Below are 21636 nucleotides of genomic sequence, written 5' to 3'. Positions count from 1 at the left end.
CGCCCGGTTACATTCCGAACCCGGAAGCTAAGCCTTTCAGCGCCGATGGTACTGCAGGGGGGACCCTGTGGGAGAGTAGGACGCCGCCGAACAATCTTTCAGGGCCCCTGGTCCCAGCGTTCATGCTGGGGCCAGGGGCCTTTTTGTTTTGCCGAAGCGCGTCGGATGGTCGGCTGCGCGAGAATGTCTGTGGTACCCGATGACAGGAGTCACCCCCATGTCCACCAACTCTTCCGACGACCGTCCGGAGCGCGAGCCGCGTCGCCGGGACGGCGGTGACAGGGGCGGCTTCCGAGGCGGCCGCGACGACAGGGCCGGCGCGCCCCGACGTGACAACGACCGCGGCGGTTTCCGCCGCGACGACCGCGACCGTGGCCCCCGCCGCGATGACAACCGCGGTGCCGGCAGCGGTGCTGGCCCCCGTCGCGACGACCGTGACCGTGACCGGGGTCCGCGTCGTGAGGACGACCGTGGTGGATACCGCGGCGGTCAGCGCGATGACCGTGGTGGGCGGCCTTCCGGTGGTGGGTTCGAGCGTCGTGATGATCGGCCGCGTGGCCCGCGTCGCGACGACGACCGCCCCAGCGGCGGCTTCCGCCGCGATGACAGCCGAGGTGGCAGCACCGGCGGTGGCGGTTTCCGTCGCGATGACAGCCGGGGTGGCGGCGCCGGTGGCGGTTTCCGCCGTGACGACCGTGACCGTGGTCCGCGTCGTGATGACGACCGGTCCAGCAACTTCCGTCGTGATGACCGGGCTCCGCGTCGTGAGGACGACCGTGGTGGATACCGCGGTGGCCAGCGCGATGACCGCGGTGGGCGGCCTTCCGGTGGTGGGTTCGAGCGCCGCGACGACCGTGGCGGGCGGCCTTCCGGTGGCGGTTTCGAGCGTCGTGATGACCGGCCGCGTGGCCCGCGTCGCGACGACGACCGCCCCAGCGGCGGCTTCCGCCGCGATGACAGCCGAGGTGGCAGCACCGGCGGTGGCGGTTTCCGCCGCGACGACAGCCGCGGCGGCGGCAGCGGTGGTGGCTTCCGTCGCGACGACCGTGACCGTGACCGGGGTCCGCGTCGTGAGGACGACCGTGGTGGATACCGCGGCGGTCAGCACGATGACCGTGGCGGACGGCCTTCCGGTGGTGGGTTCGAGCGCCGCGACGACCGTGGTGGGCGGCCTTCCGGTGGTGGGTTCGAGCGTCGTGATGATCGGCCGCGTGGCCCGCGTCGCGACGACGACCGCCCCAGCGGCGGCTTCCGCCGTGACGACAGCCGGGGTGGCGGCGCCGGTGGCGGCTTCCGTCGCGACGACCGTGACCGTGGTCCGCGTCGTGAGGACGACCGGCCCAGCACCTTCCGTCGTGATGACCGGGCTCCGCGTCGTGAGGACGACCGTGGTGGATACCGCGGTGGCCAGCGCGATGACCGCGGTGGGCGGCCTTCCGGTGGCGGTTTCGAGCGTCGTGATGACCGGCCGCGTGGCCCGCGTCGCGACGACGACCGCCCCAGCGGTGGCTTCCGCCGCGATGACAGCCGCGGCGGCAGTGGTGGCGGTTTCCGTCGCGACGACCGTGGTCCGCGTCGCGATGACCGGGGCAGCGACCGCGGTGGCTACCGCGGTGGTCAGCGGGATGACCGCGGCGGTTACCAGGGACGTGACGACCGGGACCGTGAGCCCATCAAGCGGCTCCCCATTCCGGACGACGTCACCGGTGACGAAATCGACAAGGATGTCCGGCAGGAGCTGATGAGCCTGCCGAAGACCCTCGCCGAGGACGTCGCACGGAACCTCGTGATGGTGGCCCGTCTGATCGACGAGGACCCCGAGCAGGCGTACGCGTACTCGCGTATCGCCCTTCGGCTGGCGTCAAGGGTCGCCGCAGTGCGTGAGGCCGCAGGCTTCGCCGCGTACGCCACCCAGAAGTACGCGGAGGCGCTTGCGGAGTTCCGTGCGTCGCGGCGGATGACCGGTTCCGTGGACCTGTGGCCCGTCATGGCCGACTGTGAGCGCGGACTGGGCCGCCCCGAGCGGGCCATGGCCATGGCCGGTGAGCCCGAGGTGCAGAAGCTGGACAAGGCCGGGCAGGTCGAGATGCGCCTGGTCGCCGCGGGAGCCCGCAGGGACATGGGGCAGATCGACGCCGCGATCGTCACGCTGCAGAGCCCCGAGCTCGCCTCCAGCGCCGTGCACTCGTGGACGCCGCGCCTGCGGTACGCCTACGCCGACGCCCTCCTGGAAGCCGGCCGCGAGGACGAGGCCCGTGAGTGGTTCGGTAAGGCCCTGGAGGCCGACAAGGACGGTGCGACCGACGCGTCCGACCGGCTCGCCGAACTCGACGGTGTCGAATTCGTCGACGCCCTCGGCGACGACGAGCACCCCGGTGAGCCGGCCCACGTCGAGGAGCGGGCCACGGAGGCCCCCGCCCCGGCTGCGGACGACGAGGACCAGGACGACGACGAGGATGAGGACGACGAGGACGGGCCCGCGAAGGTCTGAGCGTCGCCGCTGATGCGGTAGGGACAAAGGACAAAGGACAGAGGAAGAGGGCGGCACCCGGTGGGTGCCGCCCTCTTCTGCGTCCGGCCGTGTCCTCGCCCCCGGGCTCAGTCGACGCCGAGGCTCCGCAGGACAAGACCCGTGGCCGGCTTGGGGCCGAACGAGGTCGACTTGCGGGGCATGGTGAGGCCTTGTCGGGCCAGGTCCCGGACCACGTCCTCGCGTACGGGGTGCATCAGTACCGCCGTGGCGTCGTGCCGTTCGGCCTGCTCCACGGCCGCCGCCGTGTCATGGATGTAGGCGATCTCCTCGGGGGCGTCGGGGATCCCCCACACGTGGTCGAGCAGCGTGGAGTGCAGCACGGTCGCGTCGAGCGCCCGCCAGGCCGCCGGCCGGTCGGAGCGGACCGTACGGGCCAGCAGCTCCTCGTCCGGCCGGTCGGCCAGATGGAAACGGCCGTCACCCGCGAGCAGGAAGGCGTTGCCCTCGGCGGCGGCCTCCGCGAGGGCGTCGAGCGCCCGGTGCAGCGGCCCCTCGACGGGCCGGACACGGAAGCGGCCGTCGAGGGCGCGGAGTGCCCGGGCGACCGGAAGGCGGTGCAGCAGCCGGTGGATGGCCCGGACCCGCAGCGGATAGCGGGTGGTGTCGACGAGCAGGACGAGACCGAAGTCCCAGGGCCCGGGCCCGGACTGCTCCTGCTGGAGCCGCAGATAGGTGGCCCAGCGGTGGTGGCCGTCGGCGATCAGCGCCTGGCGGTGGGAGAGGTCGGACTCGATCTCCGACCGCTCCGCAGGATCGGTGACGGCCCAGAGGCGGTGGCTGAAGCCGTCCTCGGTCGTCGTGGTGAGGAGCGGGACGCGATCCACCACCCGCTCGATGACCGCCGCCGTGCCGCTCCGCCCGCCGTCCCCCGCGTAACTGAGGAGCAGGGGTTCGAGATGCGCGGCGGCGGTGCGCATCAGGTCCGCGCGGTCCTCCACGACATCGGCCATGACGTCCTCGTGCGGCAGCACCACGCCCTCCGACGCGGGGGAGAGCGCCAGGGCCCCGATCACCCCGCGCTGGAGGATGTCGTCGGCGCGCTGTTCGTAGACGTAGAGCACGGGCGCCGGGTCCGGGGCGAGCACGCCCTCCGCGAGCCAGCGCTTCAGGGTGTCGGCGGCCTGCTGGTGGCGTGCGGCGGCCGTGCCGGCCTGCGGGAGGATCAGCCGCACGATGTTGTGCGGATCCGCGGATTCCAGGTGGTGCAGGCCGTCCGGCCGGACGACGACGTCGTACGGGGGTGAGGTCACCGCTGCCAGGCTGCCGACCCGCTCGGGGACGTAGCGCAGTCCACGGAAGGGGATCAGCCGCAGTCCCTGGCCGACGGCGGGCCCGGATGTGTTCATCCGGGCATCGTATGTGCGCTCCGGCGATGCGCGATGATCGGGGGAGAGGTATGGAAAGAGGAGCACAGGTATATGAGCCAGCAGTACAGGTTCCGGCCGCTCGGAAGCGGCGTGGCGCTGAGCGAGGCGTACGACACGGCACTGCTCGATCTCGACGGTGTGGTGTACGCGGGTGGGCACGCGATCGTGCACGCCGTCGAGTCGCTGGGCACCGCGCGTGCGGGCGGCATGCATCTGGCGTACGTGACGAACAACGCGCTGCGGACGCCGGACGCGGTGGCGGAGCACCTGACGGAGCTCGGTGTGCCCGCCGATCCTGCTGATGTGATCACCTCGGCGCAGGCGGTGGCCCGGCTGATGGCCGATCAGCTGCCGTCCGGGGCCAAGGTGCTCGTGGTCGGTGGGGAGGGGCTGCGGGTCGCGCTGCGTGAGCGCGGGCTGGTGCCGGTGGAATCGGCGGACGACGATCCGGTCGCCGTGGCGCAGGGTTTCGGCGGGCCCGATCTGCCCTGGGGCCGGTTCGCGGAGGCGGCGTACGCGATCTCGCGCGGGGCCGTGTGGTTCGCGTCCAACACGGACCTGACGATCCCGGGCGCCCGGGGCATCGCCCCGGGCAACGGCGCGGCGGTGGAGGTCGTGCGGATCGCGACCGGCGCCGAGCCGCAGGTCGCGGGCAAGCCGCTGCCGCCGATGCACCGCGAGACCGTGCTGCGGACCGGGGCGAAGCGGCCGCTGGTCGTCGGTGACCGGCTGGACACGGACATCGAGGGCGCGTTCAACGGGGGCGTGGACTCCCTGCTCGTGCTGACCGGGGTGACCGACGCGGCGCAGCTGATCGCGGCCGAGCCCAAGTACCGCCCGACCTATGTGGACCGGGACCTGCGGGGGCTGCTCACGGGGCAGCCCGAGGTGACGGAGGAGGACGGCGGGTTCCGCTGCGGTGGCTGGACGGCCGTGGTGCGCGGCGAGGCGCTGGTGCTGGAGGGTGAGGGCGACGCGATCGACGGGCTGCGGGCCCTGTGCGGAGCCGCGTGGACGCACGCCGGGGACGGCTCGTGCGGGCTGGACGCGGGCAAGGCCGTGGCCGCGCTGGACCTGTAGGAGGACCGGGCGCAGGGAGTTGAGATGGTAGGAGGATAGGCTAACCTAACCAGGTGTTGGTCGAGAGTCCCCCTGAATCGAGTTCCGGCCCCCCGGCCACGCCGGGCACGGGCACCGGCGCGCGCCCCGGGCGTCACGCGGTCAGAGCCGCGGGCCTGCTGGTCGCCGTCGGCGTGCTGGTGCTGGTGTGCCTCGCGAGTGTCGCGATCGGAGCCAAGGCCCTTCCTCTCTCCGACGTGTGGCACGGCCTGTTCCACTACTCGGGCACCAACGGCGATGTCCTCGTACGGGATGTGCGGGTCCCGCGCACCGTGCTCGGGCTGATCGTCGGCGCCGCCCTCGGGCTGGCCGGTGCGGTGATGCAGGCGCTGACCCGTAACCCGCTCGCCGAGCCCGGTCTGCTGGGTGTCAACGCGGGTGCGGCGGCGGCCGTCGTCTCCGCCATCACCTTCCTCGGCGTCACCTCGCTGACCGGATACGTCTGGTTCGCGTTCGCCGGCGCCGCGGTCGTGTCCGTGGCGGTGTACCTGCTCGGCGGCAGCCGGTCCGCGAACCCCGTGCGGCTGGCGCTCGCCGGTACGGCGGTCACCGCGGCGCTGTTCGGCTACGTCAACGCCGTACAGCTGCTGGACGCGGCGGCCCTGGACCGGCTGCGCTTCTGGACCGTGGGGTCGCTGGCCTCCGCGAACCCGGAGACCGTGGGCAAGGTGTGGCCGTTCATCGCCGCCGGTGTGCTGCTGGCCCTGCTCATCGCCCGGCCGCTCAACGCGCTGGAGATGGGCGACGACACGGCCAAGGCGCTCGGCGCGCACCTGACCCGTACCCGCGTCCTCGCGATGGTGGCCGTCACCCTGCTCTGCGGGGCGGCGACCGCCGCCTGCGGGCCGATCGTCTTCATCGGGCTGATGATCCCGCACCTGGTCCGCACCATCACCGGCCCGGACCTGCGGTGGATCCTGCCCTACGCGGCCGTGCTCGCGCCCGTGCTGCTGCTCGGCGCCGACGTGGTCGGCCGGGTCGTCGCCCGCCCCGCCGAGCTCCAGGTCGGCATCGTGACGGCGCTCCTGGGCGGGCCCGTCTTCATCCATCTCGTACGGCGCAAGAGGATGGCCCAGCTGTGAAGTCCGCACAGGACACCCGCGCGAAGCCCGCGCAGGACACCACCAGGACGGTCCACGCCGTACGGACGGCCGGCGGGCTCTCCTTCCGGGTGGACGCACGGGCGTTCGCCGTGATCGTGCTGCTCCTCGCTGCGGCGGCCTTCGCCGCCGTGGTGCTGATCGGCAGCGGCGACTACTCCATGTCGCCCGGGCAGGTCGTCACCACGCTGTTCGGCGACGGGACCTTCCAGCAGGAGTTCATCGTCACCGAACTCCGGCTGCCCAGGGTCCTGGTCGGGCTGCTCGTCGGCGCCGCGCTCGGTGTCGGCGGTGCCGTCTTCCAGAGCGTCTCGCGCAACCCGCTCGGCAGCCCGGACGTCCTCGGCTTCGGCCAGGGCTCCGCGGTCGGCGCCCTCATCGTGATCGTGCTCTTCCACGGGGGGCCGACCGAGGTCGCGGCGGGCGCCGTCGTCGGCGGCCTGCTGACCGGCGTCGCCGTCTACCTGCTGGCCTGGAAGCGCGGGGTGCACGGCTACCGCCTCGTCCTCGTCGGCATCGGCGCCGCCGCGATGCTCACCGCCGCGATCCACTTCCTGATCACCAAGGCCAACCTCGTCGACGCCACCCGCGCCGTCGTCTGGATGACCGGCTCGCTGGACGGCCGGGACTGGGCGCAGGTCTGGCCGCTGCTGGCGGTCTGCTGCGTCCTGATCCCGCTGGCCCTCGGCCACGGACGGGCCCTGCGCATGATCGAGATGGGCGACGACGCCGCCCACTCCCTGGGCGTACGGGTGGAACGCACCCGGCTCACCCTGCTGAGCTGCGCCGTGCTGCTCGTCGCCGTCGCCACCGCCGCCGCGGGGCCCATCGTCTTCGTCTCGCTCAGCGCACCGCAAGTCGCCCGCCGCCTCACCCGCGCACCGGGCCCCAACCTGGCGGCCGCCGCCGGGACGGGAGCGGCCCTGCTGCTCGTCGCCGACTGGACCGCCATGAACGCCTTCGGGGACCGCCAGCTCCCGGTGGGCGTCGTCACCGGCGTACTCGGCGGCTGCTACCTGCTGTGGCTCCTCGTGTCCGAGCGCAGGGCGGGACGCATATGAGCACGGGCACGCCGGGCACCTCGCAGACCAACCCCACAGACTCCGGGAGTACGACCATGCAGCGCCTCACCGCGGACTCGGTGACCCTCGGCTACGACCAGCGGATCATCGCCGAGAACCTCTCGGTCGAGATCCCGGACAACTCCTTCACGGTCATCGTCGGCCCCAACGCCTGCGGCAAGTCGACCCTGCTGCGCGCCCTCTCCCGGATGCTGAAGCCGAGCGGCGGTGACGTCCTGCTGGACGGGCAGTCCATCCACCGGCTGCCCGCGAAGAAGGTCGCCAGGACGCTGGGCCTGCTGCCCCAGTCCTCCATAGCCCCGGACGGCATCACCGTCGCCGACCTCGTCTCGCGTGGCCGCTACCCCCACCAGGGGCTGCTGCGCCAGTGGTCACCCGAGGACGAGCGGGTCGTGAAGGAGTCCATGGAGTCGACCGGCGTCGGTGAACTCGCCGACCGCTACGTCGACGAACTCTCCGGCGGCCAGCGCCAGCGCGTCTGGATCGCCATGGCCCTCGCCCAGCAGACCCCGCTCCTGCTGCTCGACGAGCCGACGACGTACCTCGACATCCAGCACCAGATCGACGTGCTCGACCTCTGCGCGGAGCTGCACGAGACGCAGGGCCGCACCCTCGTCGCCGTACTGCACGACCTCAATCACGCCGCCCGGTACGCCACCCACCTCATCGCCATGCGCGGGGGAGCGGTCATCGCCGAGGGCGCGCCGGGCGACATCGTCACCGCGCAGCTCGTCGAGGAGGTCTTCGGGATGCGGTGCCAGGTCATCGACGACCCCGAGACGGGAACACCGCTCGTGGTCCCCGCCGCCCGCAAGAGGCGCGCGGCGGCCTCCGTCTGAGCCTCCGGCGCGCTACAGGAGGGACTTGAGCTTCAGCAGATCGCGGAAGCCGGCCTCCAGCCGCACCCGGCCCGAGGCCCAGGCCTTCGCGAAGTTCAGCTCGCCCCCGACCATGGCCACCAGATCGTCCCCGGTCATCGCGAGCCGGATCTCGGCCTTCTCCCGGGGAGGGCCGTCGTGCGTGTCCAGCACCCGGATCCGGCCGTTCTCCAGCCGCCCGGTGAACGTCACGTCGAGATCCCTGATGTGGCAGCTCAGCGAGCGGTCGAGGCCTGCGGCGCCGCGTACGTCGCCGTCGGCCCCGGCCAGATTGTCGGAAAGTGTGTCGAGTGCGCTGCGGCACTCCGCCATGGTCGCCATCGTCACCGACGGTACACCGGCCCTTCGGGGTAGCGTTCCCGCATGAGCGACTGGATGCCGGGGCCGGACACGGCGCAGCACAGTGAGGCGGACGAAGCGGACGCGGGACCTCCCGCGCCCTCCTTCGACCCCGCCCCGCCCGCACCCCTCGGTGTGGCCCGCACCCCCACGGGGCACGCCGGTGTCGACGCGCGGCTGGAGCGGCTGGCCGACGCCGACCACCTCGCGGCGGACGGCCATACCGAGGTGTACGAGGATGTACACCGTGGGCTGCGTGACGAACTGACCGCGCTGGACGCACGGCCCGCACCCGCACCGACGCCCGCGCACGACAACAGGAGCTGAACCGAACGTGGCAGGAGTGGCACGTCGCCGCCTCGACGCCGAGCTGGTACGCCGTAAGCTCGCCCGCTCTCGTGAGCACGCGAGCCAGCTGATCGCGGCGGGGCGGGTGACCGTCGGCGGGAACACCGCGACCAAGCCGGCCACCCAGGTCGAGACCAGCGCCGCCGTCGTCGTCGTCAAGGACGACGACGACCCCGAGTACGTCTCGCGCGGCGGGCACAAACTCGCGGGCGCCCTCGCCGCCTTCGCGCCCCGGGGCCTGAAGGTCGAGGGGCGGCGGGCACTGGACGCGGGGGCCTCGACCGGTGGCTTCACCGATGTGCTGCTGCGGGCCGGCGCGCGCCAGGTCGTGGCGGTCGACGTCGGCTACGGGCAGCTCGCCTGGTCCCTGCAGTCCGATGAACGCGTCACCGTCAAGGACCGTACCAACGTACGTGAACTGACGGTGGAGCAGATCGACGGAGAGCCGGTGGACCTGGTGGTGGGAGACCTGTCGTTCATCCCGCTCGGCCTGGTGCTGCCCGCACTCGCGCGCTGCGCCGCACCCGACGCCGACCTGGTGCTGATGGTCAAGCCGCAGTTCGAGGTGGGCAAGGAGCGCCTCGGCAGCGGCGGAGTGGTCCGCAGCCCCGAGCTGCGGGCCGAGGCCGTACGGGAAGTGGCGCGCAGGGCCGGGCTGCTCGGCCTCGGCGTCCAGGGCGTCACGGCGAGCCCGCTGCCCGGCCCGTCGGGAAATGTCGAGTACTTTCTGTGGCTGCGGGCCGGCGCACCTGAGCTGGATCCCGCGGATGTCGACCGCGCAGTGGCGGAGGGGCCCCGTTGACAACGCATGCGGCACAACCCGGGAACGCGGAACGCACCGTCTTCCTGCTGGCGCACACCGGCCGGCCGGCCGCGATCCGCAGCGCCGAGCTCGTCGTCCAGGGCCTGCTGCGCAACGGCCTCGGCGTCCGGGCACTCGCCACGGAGGCGCAGGACCTGCCGCTGCCCTCGTCCGTGGTCACGGTCTCCGACGCGACGACCACGGCCGTGGACGGCTGCGAACTGCTGATCGTGCTCGGCGGGGACGGGACGCTGCTGCGCGGGGCCGAGATCTCCCGTGCCTCCGGCGTACCGATGCTCGGGGTCAACCTCGGCCGGGTGGGCTTCCTCGCCGAGGCCGAGCGCGACGACCTGGACAAGGTCGTCGACCGGGTCGTCACCCGGGCGTACCAGGTCGAGGAGCGGATGACGCTCGACGTCATCGTCCACAGCAACGGTGACATCGTGCACACCGACTGGGCGCTCAACGAGGCCGCCGTCCAGAAGGTCTCGCCCGAGCGGATGCTGGAGGTCGTCCTGGAGATCGACGGCCGGCCGGTGACCGGCTTCGGATGCGACGGGATCGTCTGCGCCACCCCGACCGGCTCGACCGCGTACGCCTTCTCGGCGGGCGGGCCCGTCGTCTGGCCGGAGGTCGAGGCCCTGCTGATGGTCCCGATCAGCGCCCACGCCCTGTTCGCGAAGCCGCTGGTGACCTCGCCCGACTCGGTGCTGGCCGTGGAGGTCCAGCCGCACACCCCGCACGGGGTGCTCTGGTGCGACGGCCGCAGGACCGTCGAGCTGCCCGCCGGGGCCCGGGTGGAGGTGCGGCGCGGCGCCGTGCCCGTACGGCTCGCGCGGCTGCACCAGGCGTCGTTCACCGACCGCCTGGTGGCCAAGTTCGCCCTGCCCGTCCAGGGCTGGCGGGGCGCTCCGCACTGATTTCCCGGGCCACTGCTCACACCCTCCTGAGTGAATCCGTCACCGGGGCCCGTCGCACACCGGGCCCCGGACCTCGTAAGGTCATGTCCGTGTTGGAGGAGATGCGGATACGGTCGCTCGGAGTCATCGACGACGCGGTGGTGGAGCTGTCACCCGGTTTCACCGCGGTGACGGGCGAGACCGGCGCGGGCAAGACCATGGTCGTCACCAGCCTCGGGCTGCTGCTCGGCGGGCGCGCCGACCCCGCCCTGGTGCGGGTCGGGGCCAAGGCCGCGGTCGTCGAGGGGCGGATCACGGTGTCCCCCGGTGACGCGGCGGCGCTGCGTGCCGAGGAGGCCGGGGGAGAGATCGAGGACGGTGCGCTGATCGTCAGCCGTACGGTCTCGGCGGAAGGACGCTCCCGGGCCCACCTCGGGGGCAGATCCGTGCCCGTGGGCCTGCTCGCGGAGCTCGCCGACGAACTCGTCGCCGTGCACGGCCAGACCGACCAGCAGGGGCTGCTCAAGCCCGCACGCCAGCGCCAGGCGCTCGACCGGTACGCGGGCTCCGGTGTCGAGGGCCCGCACACCACGTACGCGGCGGCCTACCGGCGGCTGCGCGCGGTCGTCACCGAGCTCGACGAGCTGACCACCCGGGCCAGGGAGCGCGCCCAGGAGGCGGATCTGCTGCGTTTCGGCCTCGACGAGGTCGCCGCCGTGGAGCCGCTGCCCGGGGAGGACACCGAACTCGCCGCGGAGGCCGAGCGGCTCGGCCACGCCGAAGCGCTGGCCTCGGCGGCCGCCCTCGCCCACACGGCGCTCGCGGGGAATCCGGAGGACCCGGAAGGCGTGGACGCCACCACGGTCGTCGCCGCCGCCGGACGGTCCCTGGACGCCGTACGGGCCCACGACCTCGCACTGGCGGCGCTCGCCGACCGGATCGGGGAGATCTCGATCCTGCTCGCCGACGTGGCCGGGGAACTCGCCGGATACGCCGACCAGCTGGACGCCGACCCACTGCGGCTCGCCGCCGTGGAGGAGCGGCGGGCCGCGCTCACCGCGCTCACCCGCAAGTACGGCGAGGACATCGCCGCTGTGCTCGCCTGGGCCGAGGACGGCGCCTCACGGCTGACCGAGCTGGAGGGCGACGACGACCGCATCGGTGAGCTGACGGCCGAGCGCGACGCGCTCCGCGGTGAGCTCTCCGCGCTCGGGCAGCAGCTGACCGACGCGCGCACGGAGGCGGCGGACCGCTTCGCGGCGGCCGTCACGGAGGAGCTGGCCTCGCTCGCGATGCCGCACGCCCGGGTCTCCTTCGCCATCCGGCAGACCGAGGCACCGGACGAGGAGTCCGGCATCGACATCGGCGGCCGGAGCGTGCTCTACGGCCCCTCCGGCGCCGACGAGGTGGAGCTCCTGCTGGCACCGCACCCCGGTGCCCAGCCCCGGCCGATCGCCAAGGGCGCCTCCGGCGGTGAGCTGTCCCGTGTGATGCTCGCCGTCGAGGTGGTCTTCGCGGGCTCCGACCCCGTGCCGACGTACCTCTTCGACGAGGTCGACGCGGGCGTCGGCGGCAAGGCGGCCGTCGAGGTCGGCCGGCGGCTGGCGAAGCTCGCCCGGTCCGCGCAGGTCGTCGTGGTCACCCACCTCCCGCAGGTGGCGGCCTTCGCCGACCGGCAGCTGCTGGTCGAGAAGACCGTGGACGGATCGGTGACCAGGAGCGGTGTCACCGTCCTCGAAGGCGAGGACCGGGTGCGGGAGCTCTCCCGGATGCTCGCCGGGCAGGAGGACTCCGAGACCGCCCGGGCACACGCCGAGGAGCTGCTGGAGACCGCGCGAGCGGACGGATAGCGGCCCCACCGGCGTCAGTCTCGCGCCGCCCGCCTCACTCGAACGGGTGGGGCGGGCCGTCCCGCCGTCGACGCGACGACGGGAACAACGTTTCGTCAGTCCCGGAACGCACGTACGGACTGGCATCCTTGGCGCAGTACACACCATCTACTCGGGATCCAGGGATCCCCGGGAGCCGATCAACGTGTCACAGCTGCGTACGGTCCAAGTCCTGGGCGGCGGTGCCGGAAGCAGCGCTCATGTCAGCTCGCTCGCCGCGGGCCTGGTCGCCAGGGGCGTCCAGGTCACCGTCTGCGCCCCGGCCGGTTCCTGCCGCGCCCACGGCCTGCCCGCGACCGGCGCCCGCTTCGTCGCGGTGCCCCGGCGCAGCGACCCCGCGGCCGTCGCCGCGCTCCGTACCGCCTGCACCGGGGCGGACATCGTCCACGCCCACGGGCTGCACGCCGCCGTACGCGCCGGGATCGCGCTCAGCGGCCGGGGCATCCCGCTGGTCGTGACCTGGCACACCCGCGCCCATGCCGACGGTGCCCGGGGCCGGCTGCTGCGGCTGCTGGAGCGCAGGGCCGCCCGCGCGGCCGCCGTCGTGCTCGGCACCTCGTGGGAGCTGGTCGACCGGGCCCGCCGCCGCGGCGCCAGGGACGCCCGGCTCGCACCGGCCGCGATCCCCGCGAGCCGCTTCCCCGGCGCCCCCGACGACGGTAAGGCGCGCGCCGAACTGGGCGCGGTCGGAAGGCCGTTGCTGGTGTCGGTGGCGCAGCACGGTCACGAGATGCTGCTGGACGCGGCACGCGAGTGGCGTGCGCTGGACCCCGTGCCGCTGCTGGCCGTCGCGGGGGAGGGCCCCCGGGCCGATGCCCTGCGGCGCCGGATCGCGGCCGAGGGGCTGCCCGTCGTCCTCGCCGGAGGACCGGACGACATCGGCGAACTCCTCGCCGCCGCCGACATCGCCGTACTGTCCGGCCGGGGTGAGGGCGGACCGCTGCTCGCCCGGGAGGCCCTGCGGCTCGGCATCCCGCTGGTCGCGGCACATGGCGACGGGCTGTCCGAACTCGTCGGTGACGCCGCGGAGTTGGTTCCGTACGGGGATGCCGGGGCGCTGGCCGGAGCCGTCGTGCGGCTCCTCGGCGACCCCGGGCAGCGGGAGCGGCTCGCCGACTCGGGGCGCGCGCAGGCCGCGGGCTGGCCGACCGAGGACGACACGATCGCCCATGTGCTCTCCGTCTACGACGAGTTGGCGCAGCCCCTGACGGCCGCCCGCGGCTGATCCCTCAGCGGGTGTGACGGCGGGCCCGCAGGGCCAGGCTCAGGGCGAGCACCGACTGCGGGTCATCCAGGTCGGTGCCGAGCAGCTCGCCGATGCGGGCCAGCCGGTTGTAGAGCGTCTGCCGGTTCAGATGCAGTTCCCGCGCGGCCTCCGCCTTGCGGCCCGCGTGGGCGAGGTACGCCTCCAGGGTGGGCAGCAGCGCGGGACGCGACGTCCGGTCGTGCTCGCGCAGCGGCCCGATCGCCCGGTCCACGAAGGACGCCAGATCGGGATGGTCCCGCAGCCGCCACAGCAGCAGATCGATGTCCAGCCCGCGCGCGTCGTACCAGGGGCGCTCCCCGAGCCCCTGCGCGGCCGTCGCCGCGTCCGCTGCGTGCCGCAGCCCCGCGCCCGCCGCCGCCCAGTCGCCCGCGGCCCCGACCACCACGACGAGCGGCGCACGGTCGCCGGCCCGCTCCAGACCGGCCCGCCCGGCGCCGGTCCGCAGCGCGGCCGCCACCCGGTCCGCGAGCGCCGTGCGGGTGGTCCCCGGGCGCAGCGCCAGCAGCAGCGGGACCCTGCCCTCCACCGGGCGCACCCCCACCAGCACCGGGGCGCCCACCGCCGCGAGCTCCTCCGCCACGGCCCGGGCCAGCAGCGCCCAGCTGCCCGACGGGGCCGACTCGGGCGCGAGCCGCATCACCACCGGCAGTAGCGGATCCCCGCCCGGCCTGAAGCCCAGGACGCCGGCCTGCGCCGGGGCGTCCTCGGGGGCGACCCGGCCCTCCGCGAGATCCGTGAGGAAGTCACCGCGCCCCCGCGCCGCCACCTCGTCCTCCTGGCGGGCCTGCATCAGCACGACCGCCAGGATGCCCGCCGCCCGCTCGGCGGCCATCCGGTGCACCGGCACCAGCGGGCCGGACACCGCGAGCAGCACCAGCCGGGCCCGTACGGAACCCGCCCCGTGGCCGCCGCCCGGCACCTCCACCAGGACCGCGTCGGCCGGTGGCGCCTCGCGGGCCGCACGCGCCCCGCGCAGCCCCTCCCAGACCTGCAGCGGATCGGCGCCCACCGGCCCGGTGCCGCTCCCCGCGGCGAACAGCAGCCGGCCGTCCGGAGTCTCCAGGAACACCGGGTTCGCGGCGAAGTCCGCCAGGATCCCCAGGACCTGCGGCACCCCGCCGCCGCCGAGCACCGCCTCCGTGCAGCGCCGGTGGACCTCCTCCGCCCGCTGGAGCAGGGCGTAGTGGCCGTTGACGATCTCGGTGTGGATCTCCTCGGTCACCGCCACGAACGGCACCTCACGGTGCAGCTGCACCAGCGGCAGCCCCGCCGTCCTGGCCGCCTCCACGATCGCCGCCGGCAGCCGGTCGAAGCGCGGGCCGAGCTCCACGACCAGGGCGGCGATGCCCCGGTCGGCCAGCTTGCGGACGAAGGCGCGCTGCTCGGCGGGGCGGGAGCCCAGGCCGAGCCCCGTCGTGAGCAGCAGCTCCCCGCCCTTGAGGAGGGCCGGGATGTTCGGCGCCTCACCGGCGTGCACCCAGCGCACCACCCGGTCCAGCCGGTCCGCGCAGGTCAGTACCTCCGGGAGCCCGCCGCGCAGCCCCGGCAGCTCCAGCGCCCGCCGCACGGTGATCCCGCCCTCTGTCTCCACCGGCTCCGGCCTCGTGCTTCCGTGTCCGCGCGTCCGCGCTCGTGTCCCGTGTACGGGGGACGCGTGACGGCCCCCGTCAGGAAGTTACCGGCACCCGCCCGGGCACGTCACACCACGGCCACGGCCGGCTTGACGTTGTGGTTCAGGTGGAACACGTTCTCCGGGTCGTAGTCCGCCTTGACGCGGGACAGCCGTTCGTAGGCGTGCTCCCCGAAGCCCGAGACCACCCGCTCCTGGCCCTCCCGCCCGATGAAGTTGAGATAGACCGCACCGCTCGCCCACGGCATGACCGCGCCGCGCACCCGGCGCACCCACTCCCTGGTCCGCTCGTCGTCCTCCTCGCTCTCCCAGACGCCGAACGGATGCACGGCCCAGGGGGAGGAACGCCAGGGCAGCGGATAGTCGGCGCCGCCCCGGGCCACCTCACCGCCCATCGGGAACAGCACGTGCTGCGTACCCGAGGGGACGGGCATCGTGGCGGCGCCGGAGCAGTAAGCGGCCACGGCCTCGTCGGGAAGGCCGTCCAGGTACTCCGCCGACCAGTAGTTCCGCATGCCGGGCGGGTCGTCGAGCATGCACTGCAGGTCCGCGTACGGGATCTCGGTGATCACGTCCGCCTCGCGCTCCAGCGCCAGCAGCGGAGCCGCCACGTCGCGCAGCTCCGCCTCCGTGCCGGCGTAGGTGACCAGGACCCCGCAGACGAGCCGGCCCACCAGGGACTCCGGCACCCACTCCTCGGGCGGCCCGGTGATGTAGATGCAGGCACCGCCCGCCGCGTCCGGGGCGGACTCCATCACGTCCCGGTACGTACGGACCGCTTCCGGGCCGTTCTCGGGGCGGAGGAGGAGCAGCGCGATGCTCATCGCCGGCAGCTCGTGCAGCCTCAGCGTCAGGGAGGTGACCACGCCGAAGTTGCCGCCACCGCCGTGCAGGGCCCAGAAGAGCTCCGGGTTCTCGTCCGCGCTCGTGTGTACGGTGCTGCCGTCGGCCGTCACCACGTCGGCGGCCAGCAGGTTGTCACAGGCCAGTCCGAAGGCCCGCTCCAGCCACCCGGATCCGCCGCCCAGCGTGAAGCCTCCGACGCCGGTGGTGGAGACCCGGCCGCCCGTCGTCGCCAGGGCGTAAGGCTGGGTCGCGCGGTCCAGGTCGCTCATGACGGCTCCACCGCCGACCCGGGCCGACCGGGCGTCCGGGTCGACCTCCACGGTGCTCATGCGGCGCAGGTCGATCACCAGGCCGCCCTCGCTCAGCGCCATGCCCGCCACGCTGTGCCCGCCGCCGCGCACGGCGACCTCCAGGTCCTGCTCGCGTGCGAGCCGCAGCGCCCGCGCGACGTCCGTCCCGGAGGCACACTGCGCCACCACCGCGGGTCTGCGGTCGATCATGCCGTTGAAGACGGTGCGGGCCTCGTCGTAACCCGGGTCGCCGGGGACATGGATGTCACCGGTGAACTCGGAGCGGAAGCCGGTCGGAACGGCCTCCGTCGCAGGGGTGCGGGTCGTCATGACGACCCCCTTCGCAGGGCGTGACAGGTCCCTTCCATCGTAGGTCCGGCCGCCGGCGTCGGCCGTTCCGCGGAGGTCCTGTCACGCCCGGCGCGTCAGCCGACGTACGCCCCGCTGGCCGTCAGCCGCAGCGCCGTGTCGATCAGCGGCACATGGCTGAACGCCTGCGGGAAGTTGCCCACCTGGCGCTGGAGCCCGGAGTCCCACTCCTCGGCCAGCAGGCCCAGGTCGTTGCGGAGGGACAGCAGCTTCTCGAAGAGCCTGCGGGCCTCGTCGACCCGGCCGATCATCGCCAGGTCGTCCGCCAGCCAGAACGAGCAGGCCAGGAATGCGCCCTCGTCGCCCTCCAGACCGTCGACGCCCGCGTCGTCGCCCTCGGTGGGGTAGCGCAGGACGAAGCCGTCCTCCGTGGACAGCTCCCGCTGGATCGCCTCGATCGTCCCGATGACGCGCTTGTCGTCGGGCGGGAGGAAACCCATCTGCGGGATCAGCAGCAGGGACGCGTCCAGCTCCTGGGACCCGTAGGACTGGGTGAAGGTGTTGCGCTCCTTGTCGTAGCCGCGCTCGCAGACATCGCGGTGGATGTCGTCACGCAGCTGGAGCCACCGCTCCAGCGGTCCCTCCGCGTCCCCGGACTCGATCAGCTTGATCGTGCGGTCGACGGCGACCCAGGCCATCACCTTGGAGTGGACGAAGTGCCGGCGCGGCCCGCGCACCTCCCAGATGCCCTCGTCCGGCTCGTCCCAGTGCTTCTCCAGATAGCTGATCAGCTTCAGCTGGAGGCCCATGGCGTAGTCGTTGCGGGTCAGACCCGTCATGTGCGCCAGGTGCAGCGCCTCGGTGACCTCGCCGTACACATCGAGCTGGAGCTGGTTCGCCGCGCCGTTGCCGACCCGGACCGGGCCGGAGTTCTCGTACCCCGGAAGCCAGTCCAGCTCCGCCTCGCCGAGCTCACGCTCGCCCGCGATGCCGTACATGATCTGGAGGTTCTCCGGGTCGCCCGCGACGGCCCGCAGCAGCCACTCGCGCCAGGCCCGGGCCTCCTCGCGGTACCCCGTGCGCAGCAGGGACGAGAGCGTGATCGCCGCGTCCCGCAGCCAGGTGTAGCGGTAGTCCCAGTTCCGCGAGCCGCCGATGTCCTCCGGCAGGGAGGTGGTCGGCGCCGCCACGATGCCGCCCGTCGGCGCGTAGGTGAGCGCCTTCAGCGTGATCAGGGAACGGACGACGGCCTCCCGGTAGGGGCCGTGGTACGTGCACTGCTCGACCCACTCGCGCCAGAAGTTCTCCGTGGCCTCCAGGGAGGCCTCGGGCTCCGGCATGGCGGGCGGCTCGTGGTGGGAGGGCTGCCAGCTGATGGTGAAGGCGATCCGGTCGCCGGGGGCCACCGTGAAGTCGGAGTACGTCGTCAGGTTCTGGCCGTACGTCTCCGCGTCCGTGTCCAGCCACACCGAGTCCGGGCCCGCGACGGCGACCGTGCGGCCGTCGACCTTGTGGACCCAGGGGGTGACCCGCCCGTAACTGAAACGCATCCGCAGCTCGGAGCGCATCGGCACCCGGCCGCTCACGCCCTCCACGATGCGGATCAGCTGGGGGGCGCCGTCACGCGGCGGCATGAAATCGGTCACGCGGACGGTGCCGCGGGGGGTGTCCCACTCCGATTCGAGGACGAGGGAGTCGCCGCGGTAGCGCCGCCGGTCCGCCGCCAGAGGCTCGGCCCCCTCGGGACGGGCGGGTCCCAGCCGCCAGAAACCGTGCTCCTCGGTGCCGAGGAGCCCGGCGAAAATCGCGTGCGAGTCGAAGCGGGGGAGGCACAGCCAGTCCGCTGTGCCGTCCCGGCAGACCAGGGCTGCGGTCTGCATGTCTCCGATGAGTGCGTAATCCTCGATGCGCCCGGCCACGTGCGTCTCCAGTCGAACGGCCATGTCGCCCCGCAGGGCGCTTACTGCTGGTCAAGGGGTCGTTGTAATAGAACCGACGAGCTCTTGCACGGGTGAGCGGGCTGGGGTGGAGCCGCTGGGCCGGCCAACTCGGCAGCGAGTGTCCGAGCAGGATACGACGCACCTGGGGGTTCCGCGCGACTGTCCGCCAGTTGTCCGCCGCCTGTCACGGGCGAATGGGTGGGACCTGAAACGGACGTGGTGATCTTGTGTCCGTACCGGAGGAGGCATGGCCGGAAGCGGCCTCCCTTCGTCGCTGTTACCCTGGTAGCCCGTGGACCGGTGGTCGTCCCGACAGTGGACGAGGCCCCCGAACCGCAGCGACGGCACCTGAAGAAAATCTTCGTAGGCACGCCGGTACGCACCTCACGATCGCGACCACGGGAGCCCCCTTTGGCTATGCAGCCCACATCCACGACGACCAAGCACATCTTCGTCACCGGGGGTGTCGCCTCCTCCCTCGGCAAGGGTCTGACTGCCTCCAGCCTGGGTGCCCTGCTGAAGGCACGTGGCCTGCGGGTCACCATGCAGAAGCTCGACCCCTATCTCAACGTCGACCCCGGCACGATGAACCCCTTCCAGCACGGTGAGGTGTTCGTCACCAACGACGGCGCCGAGACCGACCTGGACATCGGCCACTACGAGCGTTTCCTCGACGTGGACCTCGACGGCTCGGCCAACGTCACGACCGGCCAGGTCTACAACACCGTGATCGCCAAGGAGCGGCGCGGCGAGTACCTCGGCGACACCGTCCAGGTCATCCCGCACATCACCAACGAGATCAAGCACCGCATCCGCCGCATGGCGACCGACGACGTGGACGTCGTCATCACCGAGGTCGGCGGCACGGTCGGCGACATCGAGTCGCTGCCCTTCCTGGAGACGGTCCGCCAGGTCCGCCACGAGGTCGGCCGCGACAACGTCTTCGTCGTGCACATCTCGCTGCTGCCCTACATCGGCCCGTCCGGCGAGCTGAAGACCAAGCCCACCCAGCACTCCGTCGCCGCCCTGCGCAACATCGGTATCCAGCCGGACGCCATCGTGCTGCGCGCCGACCGCGACGTCCCGACCGCCATCAAGCGCAAGATCTCGCTGATGTGCGACGTCGACGAGGCCGCCGTGGTGGCGTGCGTCGACGCCAAGTCGATCTACGACATCCCCAAGGTGCTGCACACCGAGGGTCTGGACGCCTATGTCGTCCGCAAGCTCGACCTGCCGTTCCGCGACGTCGACTGGACCACCTGGGACGACCTGCTGGACCGCGTCCACAACCCCGACCACGAGGTCACCGTCGCCCTGGTCGGCAAGTACATCGACCTGCCCGACGCCTACCTCTCGGTCACCGAGGCCATCCGGGCCGGCGGCTTCGCGAACAAGGCCCGCGTCAAGGTCAAGTGGGTCGCCTCCGACGACTGCAAGACCCCTGCCGGCGCGCAGAAGCAGCTCGGTGACGTCGACGCCGTCTGCATCCCCGGCGGCTTCGGCGAGCGCGGTGTGGTCGGCAAGGTCGGCGCCATCCAGTACGCCCGCGAGAACAAGGTGCCGCTGCTCGGCCTCTGCCTCGGCCTCCAGTGCATCGTGATCGAGGCCGCGCGGAACCTCGCCGGGATCCCCGACGCCAACTCCACCGAGTTCGACGCCGCCACCTCCCACCCCGTCATCTCGACGATGGAGGAGCAGCTCGCGTACGTCGAGGGCGCCGGCGACCTGGGCGGCACCATGCGGCTCGGCCTGTACCCGGCCAAGCTCGCCGAGGGCTCCCTGGTCCGCGAGGCCTACGCCGACGAGCCGTACGTCGAGGAGCGCCACCGCCACCGCTACGAGGTCAACAACGGCTACCGCGCGGAGCTGGAGAAGAAGGCCGGACTGGTCTTCTCCGGCACCTCCCCGGACAACAAGCTCGTCGAGTACGTCGAGTACCCGCGTGAGGCCCACCCCTACCTGGTGGCCACCCAGGCGCACCCGGAGCTGCGCTCCCGCCCCACCCGCCCCCACCCGCTCTTCGCCGGGCTGGTGAAGGCCGCCGTGGAGCGCAAGGTCGCGGCGCAGGGGACCGGCGCCGAAGCATAAGGCGATACGGTTGACCGGGGTACGGATCCTTGACGGGATGCGTGCCCCGGTTTCTGTTTGTTCGTGGGAGGACGTACATGGGTTTCCAGGACACGCCCGAGGAGTGGCAGGTCACCGCGACGGTGACCCCCTTCACCGGTAACAAGACCAGCGTCCGCACCGACGACGTCGTGATGCCCGACGGGAGCGTCCACAGCCGCGACTACCAGGTCCACCCCGGTTCGGTGGCCGTGCTGGCGCTCGATGCGGACGGCCGGGTCCTCGTCCTGCGGCAGTACCGTCACCCGGTGCGCCACAAGCTGTGGGAGATCCCGGCGGGGCTGCTCGACATCCCCGGCGAGAACCCGCTGCACGCCGCGCAGCGCGAGCTCTACGAGGAGGCGCACGTCAAGGCCGAGGACTGGCGGGTGCTGACCGACGTCTACACCACGCCCGGCGGCTGCGACGAAGCCGTGCGCATCTTCCTCGCCCGGGACCTCTCCGAGGCCGAGGGTGAGCGCTTCGAGGTCTCCGAGGAGGAGGCCGACATGGAGCAGGCGCGGGTGCCCCTCGAAGAGCTCGTACGGCGAGTGCTGGCCGGCGATCTGCACAACAACTGCCTGGTCGTGGGCGTCCTGTCGCTCACCGCGGCGCTCGCGGGCGGCGGTGTGGACTCGCTGCGCCCGGCCGACGCGCCCTGGCCGGCCCGCCCGTTCGAGGCCTGATCCGGTCCGTCCGGCTGTCTGTCCGACGGTCCCCCCGATGGTCCGTCCGATTGGTCCGTCCGGCGGTCCCTCCGACGGGGATGGGCCGCCGGGCCGATCATGGGCCAGTCGTACGAAACGCTGATCCGATCGAGGGACGTCTCCGCCGTGCTCGGCCGTGATCGTCCGCACCACTGAACTACGCTCGAAAGGCCCCGACCGGACTT

18 protein-coding genes and 1 rRNA gene are annotated in these 21636 nt (G+C 72.8%); 14 read left to right on the top strand and 5 right to left on the bottom strand.

Annotated elements, in window-relative coordinates; translation table 11 throughout:
* The 3 genes from rrf to ACIRD8_RS23375 all read left to right on the top strand — a co-directional run.
* Positions 1–92, top strand: a 5S ribosomal RNA gene (gene rrf / locus ACIRD8_RS23385); the annotation flags it as partial.
* Between the two features lie 279 nt (positions 93–371).
* A complete protein-coding gene (locus ACIRD8_RS23380) occupies positions 372–1742 on the top strand; it encodes a hypothetical protein (RefSeq protein ID WP_403994695.1) in 1371 nt (456 codons plus the stop codon).
* Positions 1742–2491, top strand: a complete 750-nt coding sequence (locus tag ACIRD8_RS23375; protein WP_403994692.1) for a hypothetical protein — start codon at positions 1742–1744, stop codon at positions 2489–2491. The genes ACIRD8_RS23380 and ACIRD8_RS23375 overlap by 1 nt, the downstream gene beginning before the upstream one ends.
* A 107-nt stretch (positions 2492–2598) precedes the next feature.
* Here the strand turns inward: ACIRD8_RS23375 and ACIRD8_RS23370 are convergent, their stop codons facing one another.
* Complete coding sequence (locus tag ACIRD8_RS23370; RefSeq protein ID WP_403994689.1) at positions 2599–3879, bottom strand: DUF1015 family protein; 1281 nt, start codon at positions 3877–3879, stop codon at positions 2599–2601.
* Positions 3880–3951: 72 nt separating this feature from the next.
* On the opposite strand from ACIRD8_RS23370, the gene ACIRD8_RS23365 reads away from it, so the two are divergent.
* From ACIRD8_RS23365 to ACIRD8_RS23350, 4 genes are read left to right on the top strand one after another with little or no spacing between them, the layout of a single operon-like run.
* Complete coding sequence (locus ACIRD8_RS23365; RefSeq protein ID WP_403994686.1) at positions 3952–4980, top strand: HAD hydrolase-like protein; 1029 nt, start codon at positions 3952–3954, stop codon at positions 4978–4980.
* Between the two features lie 53 nt (positions 4981–5033).
* On the top strand, positions 5034–6101 hold the full coding sequence (locus ACIRD8_RS23360; protein WP_403994683.1) for a FecCD family ABC transporter permease: 1068 nt from the start codon (positions 5034–5036) through the stop codon (positions 6099–6101).
* Positions 6098–7180 carry a FecCD family ABC transporter permease gene (locus tag ACIRD8_RS23355; RefSeq protein WP_403994680.1) on the top strand — a complete coding sequence of 361 codons (1083 nt, stop codon included), beginning with the start codon at positions 6098–6100 and terminating at the stop codon, positions 7178–7180. The genes ACIRD8_RS23360 and ACIRD8_RS23355 overlap by 4 nt, the downstream gene beginning before the upstream one ends.
* Before the next feature lie 56 nt (positions 7181–7236).
* A complete protein-coding gene (locus ACIRD8_RS23350) occupies positions 7237–8040 on the top strand; it encodes an ABC transporter ATP-binding protein (protein WP_403994677.1) in 804 nt (267 codons plus the stop codon).
* Positions 8041–8052: 12 nt separating this feature from the next.
* Here the strand turns inward: ACIRD8_RS23350 and ACIRD8_RS23345 are convergent, their stop codons facing one another.
* Positions 8053–8400: an alkyl sulfatase C-terminal domain-containing protein gene (locus ACIRD8_RS23345; protein ID WP_403994674.1), complete on the bottom strand. Its 348-nt coding sequence runs from the start codon at positions 8398–8400 to the stop codon at positions 8053–8055.
* Between the two features lie 42 nt (positions 8401–8442).
* Here ACIRD8_RS23345 and ACIRD8_RS23340 point away from each other — a divergent pair, with 42 nt between their 5' ends.
* The 5 genes from ACIRD8_RS23340 to ACIRD8_RS23320 all read left to right on the top strand — a co-directional run bounded on the left by ACIRD8_RS23340 (position 8443) and on the right by ACIRD8_RS23320 (position 13581).
* Positions 8443–8745, top strand: a complete 303-nt coding sequence (locus tag ACIRD8_RS23340) for a hypothetical protein (RefSeq protein ID WP_403994671.1) — start codon at positions 8443–8445, stop codon at positions 8743–8745.
* A gap of 7 nt (positions 8746–8752) precedes the next feature.
* A complete protein-coding gene (locus tag ACIRD8_RS23335; RefSeq protein WP_403994668.1) occupies positions 8753–9568 on the top strand; it encodes a TlyA family RNA methyltransferase in 816 nt (271 codons plus the stop codon).
* Positions 9565–10488, top strand: a complete 924-nt coding sequence (locus ACIRD8_RS23330; RefSeq protein WP_403994665.1) for an NAD kinase — start codon at positions 9565–9567, stop codon at positions 10486–10488. Before ACIRD8_RS23335 ends, ACIRD8_RS23330 begins: the two co-directional genes overlap by 4 nt.
* 83 nt (positions 10489–10571) lie before the next feature.
* Entirely contained in the window at positions 10572–12317 is a 1746-nt protein-coding gene (recN, locus tag ACIRD8_RS23325; RefSeq protein ID WP_403994662.1) for a DNA repair protein RecN, read from the top strand.
* A gap of 184 nt (positions 12318–12501) precedes the next feature.
* A complete protein-coding gene (locus ACIRD8_RS23320) occupies positions 12502–13581 on the top strand; it encodes a glycosyltransferase family 4 protein (protein ID WP_403994659.1) in 1080 nt (359 codons plus the stop codon).
* A gap of 4 nt (positions 13582–13585) precedes the next feature.
* Here the strand turns inward: ACIRD8_RS23320 and ACIRD8_RS23315 are convergent, their stop codons facing one another.
* The 3 genes from ACIRD8_RS23315 to ACIRD8_RS23305 all read right to left on the bottom strand — a co-directional run bounded on the left by ACIRD8_RS23315 (position 13586) and on the right by ACIRD8_RS23305 (position 18617).
* Positions 13586–15214 carry a PucR family transcriptional regulator gene (locus ACIRD8_RS23315; RefSeq protein WP_403994656.1) on the bottom strand — a complete coding sequence of 543 codons (1629 nt, stop codon included), beginning with the start codon at positions 15212–15214 and terminating at the stop codon, positions 13586–13588.
* A gap of 107 nt (positions 15215–15321) precedes the next feature.
* Positions 15322–16719, bottom strand: a complete 1398-nt coding sequence (locus ACIRD8_RS23310; protein WP_403994653.1) for an FAD-binding oxidoreductase — start codon at positions 16717–16719, stop codon at positions 15322–15324.
* Between the two features lie 95 nt (positions 16720–16814).
* Positions 16815–18617 carry a glycoside hydrolase family 15 protein gene (locus tag ACIRD8_RS23305; protein WP_403994716.1) on the bottom strand — a complete coding sequence of 601 codons (1803 nt, stop codon included), beginning with the start codon at positions 18615–18617 and terminating at the stop codon, positions 16815–16817.
* A gap of 438 nt (positions 18618–19055) precedes the next feature.
* On the opposite strand from ACIRD8_RS23305, the gene ACIRD8_RS23300 reads away from it, so the two are divergent.
* Both ACIRD8_RS23300 and ACIRD8_RS23295 read left to right on the top strand, forming a co-directional pair.
* Positions 19056–20726, top strand: coding sequence for a CTP synthase (locus tag ACIRD8_RS23300; RefSeq protein WP_403994650.1), 1671 nt, complete (start codon positions 19056–19058; stop codon positions 20724–20726).
* Between the two features lie 77 nt (positions 20727–20803).
* Entirely contained in the window at positions 20804–21430 is a 627-nt protein-coding gene (locus ACIRD8_RS23295) for an NUDIX domain-containing protein (RefSeq protein WP_403994647.1), read from the top strand.
* Positions 21431–21636 lie beyond the last annotated feature (206 nt).

This window comes from Streptomyces sp. NPDC102451, assembly GCF_044765485.1.
GTDB lineage: Bacteria > Actinomycetota > Actinomycetes > Streptomycetales > Streptomycetaceae > Streptomyces.
The sequence above is the reverse complement of the archived record's forward strand: the minus strand, read 5'-3'. Positions and strand labels throughout refer to the sequence as shown.

Coding starts and splice junctions, on each gene's coding strand:
- ACIRD8_RS23375 (WP_403994692.1), top strand. CDS start 1,742: ATGAGCCTGCCGAAGACCCTCGCCGAGGACGTCGCACGGAACCTCGTG.
- ACIRD8_RS23370 (WP_403994689.1), bottom strand. CDS start 3,879: ATGAACACATCCGGGCCCGCCGTCGGCCAGGGACTGCGGCTGATCCCC.
- ACIRD8_RS23365 (WP_403994686.1), top strand. CDS start 3,952: ATGAGCCAGCAGTACAGGTTCCGGCCGCTCGGAAGCGGCGTGGCGCTG.
- ACIRD8_RS23350 (WP_403994677.1), top strand. CDS start 7,237: ATGCAGCGCCTCACCGCGGACTCGGTGACCCTCGGCTACGACCAGCGG.
- ACIRD8_RS23345 (WP_403994674.1), bottom strand. CDS start 8,400: ATGGCGACCATGGCGGAGTGCCGCAGCGCACTCGACACACTTTCCGAC.
- ACIRD8_RS23340 (WP_403994671.1), top strand. CDS start 8,443: ATGAGCGACTGGATGCCGGGGCCGGACACGGCGCAGCACAGTGAGGCG.
- recN (WP_403994662.1), top strand. CDS start 10,572: ATGTCCGTGTTGGAGGAGATGCGGATACGGTCGCTCGGAGTCATCGAC.
- ACIRD8_RS23310 (WP_403994653.1), bottom strand. CDS start 16,719: ATGACGACCCGCACCCCTGCGACGGAGGCCGTTCCGACCGGCTTCCGC.
- ACIRD8_RS23300 (WP_403994650.1), top strand. CDS start 19,056: ATGCAGCCCACATCCACGACGACCAAGCACATCTTCGTCACCGGGGGT.
- ACIRD8_RS23295 (WP_403994647.1), top strand. CDS start 20,804: ATGGGTTTCCAGGACACGCCCGAGGAGTGGCAGGTCACCGCGACGGTG.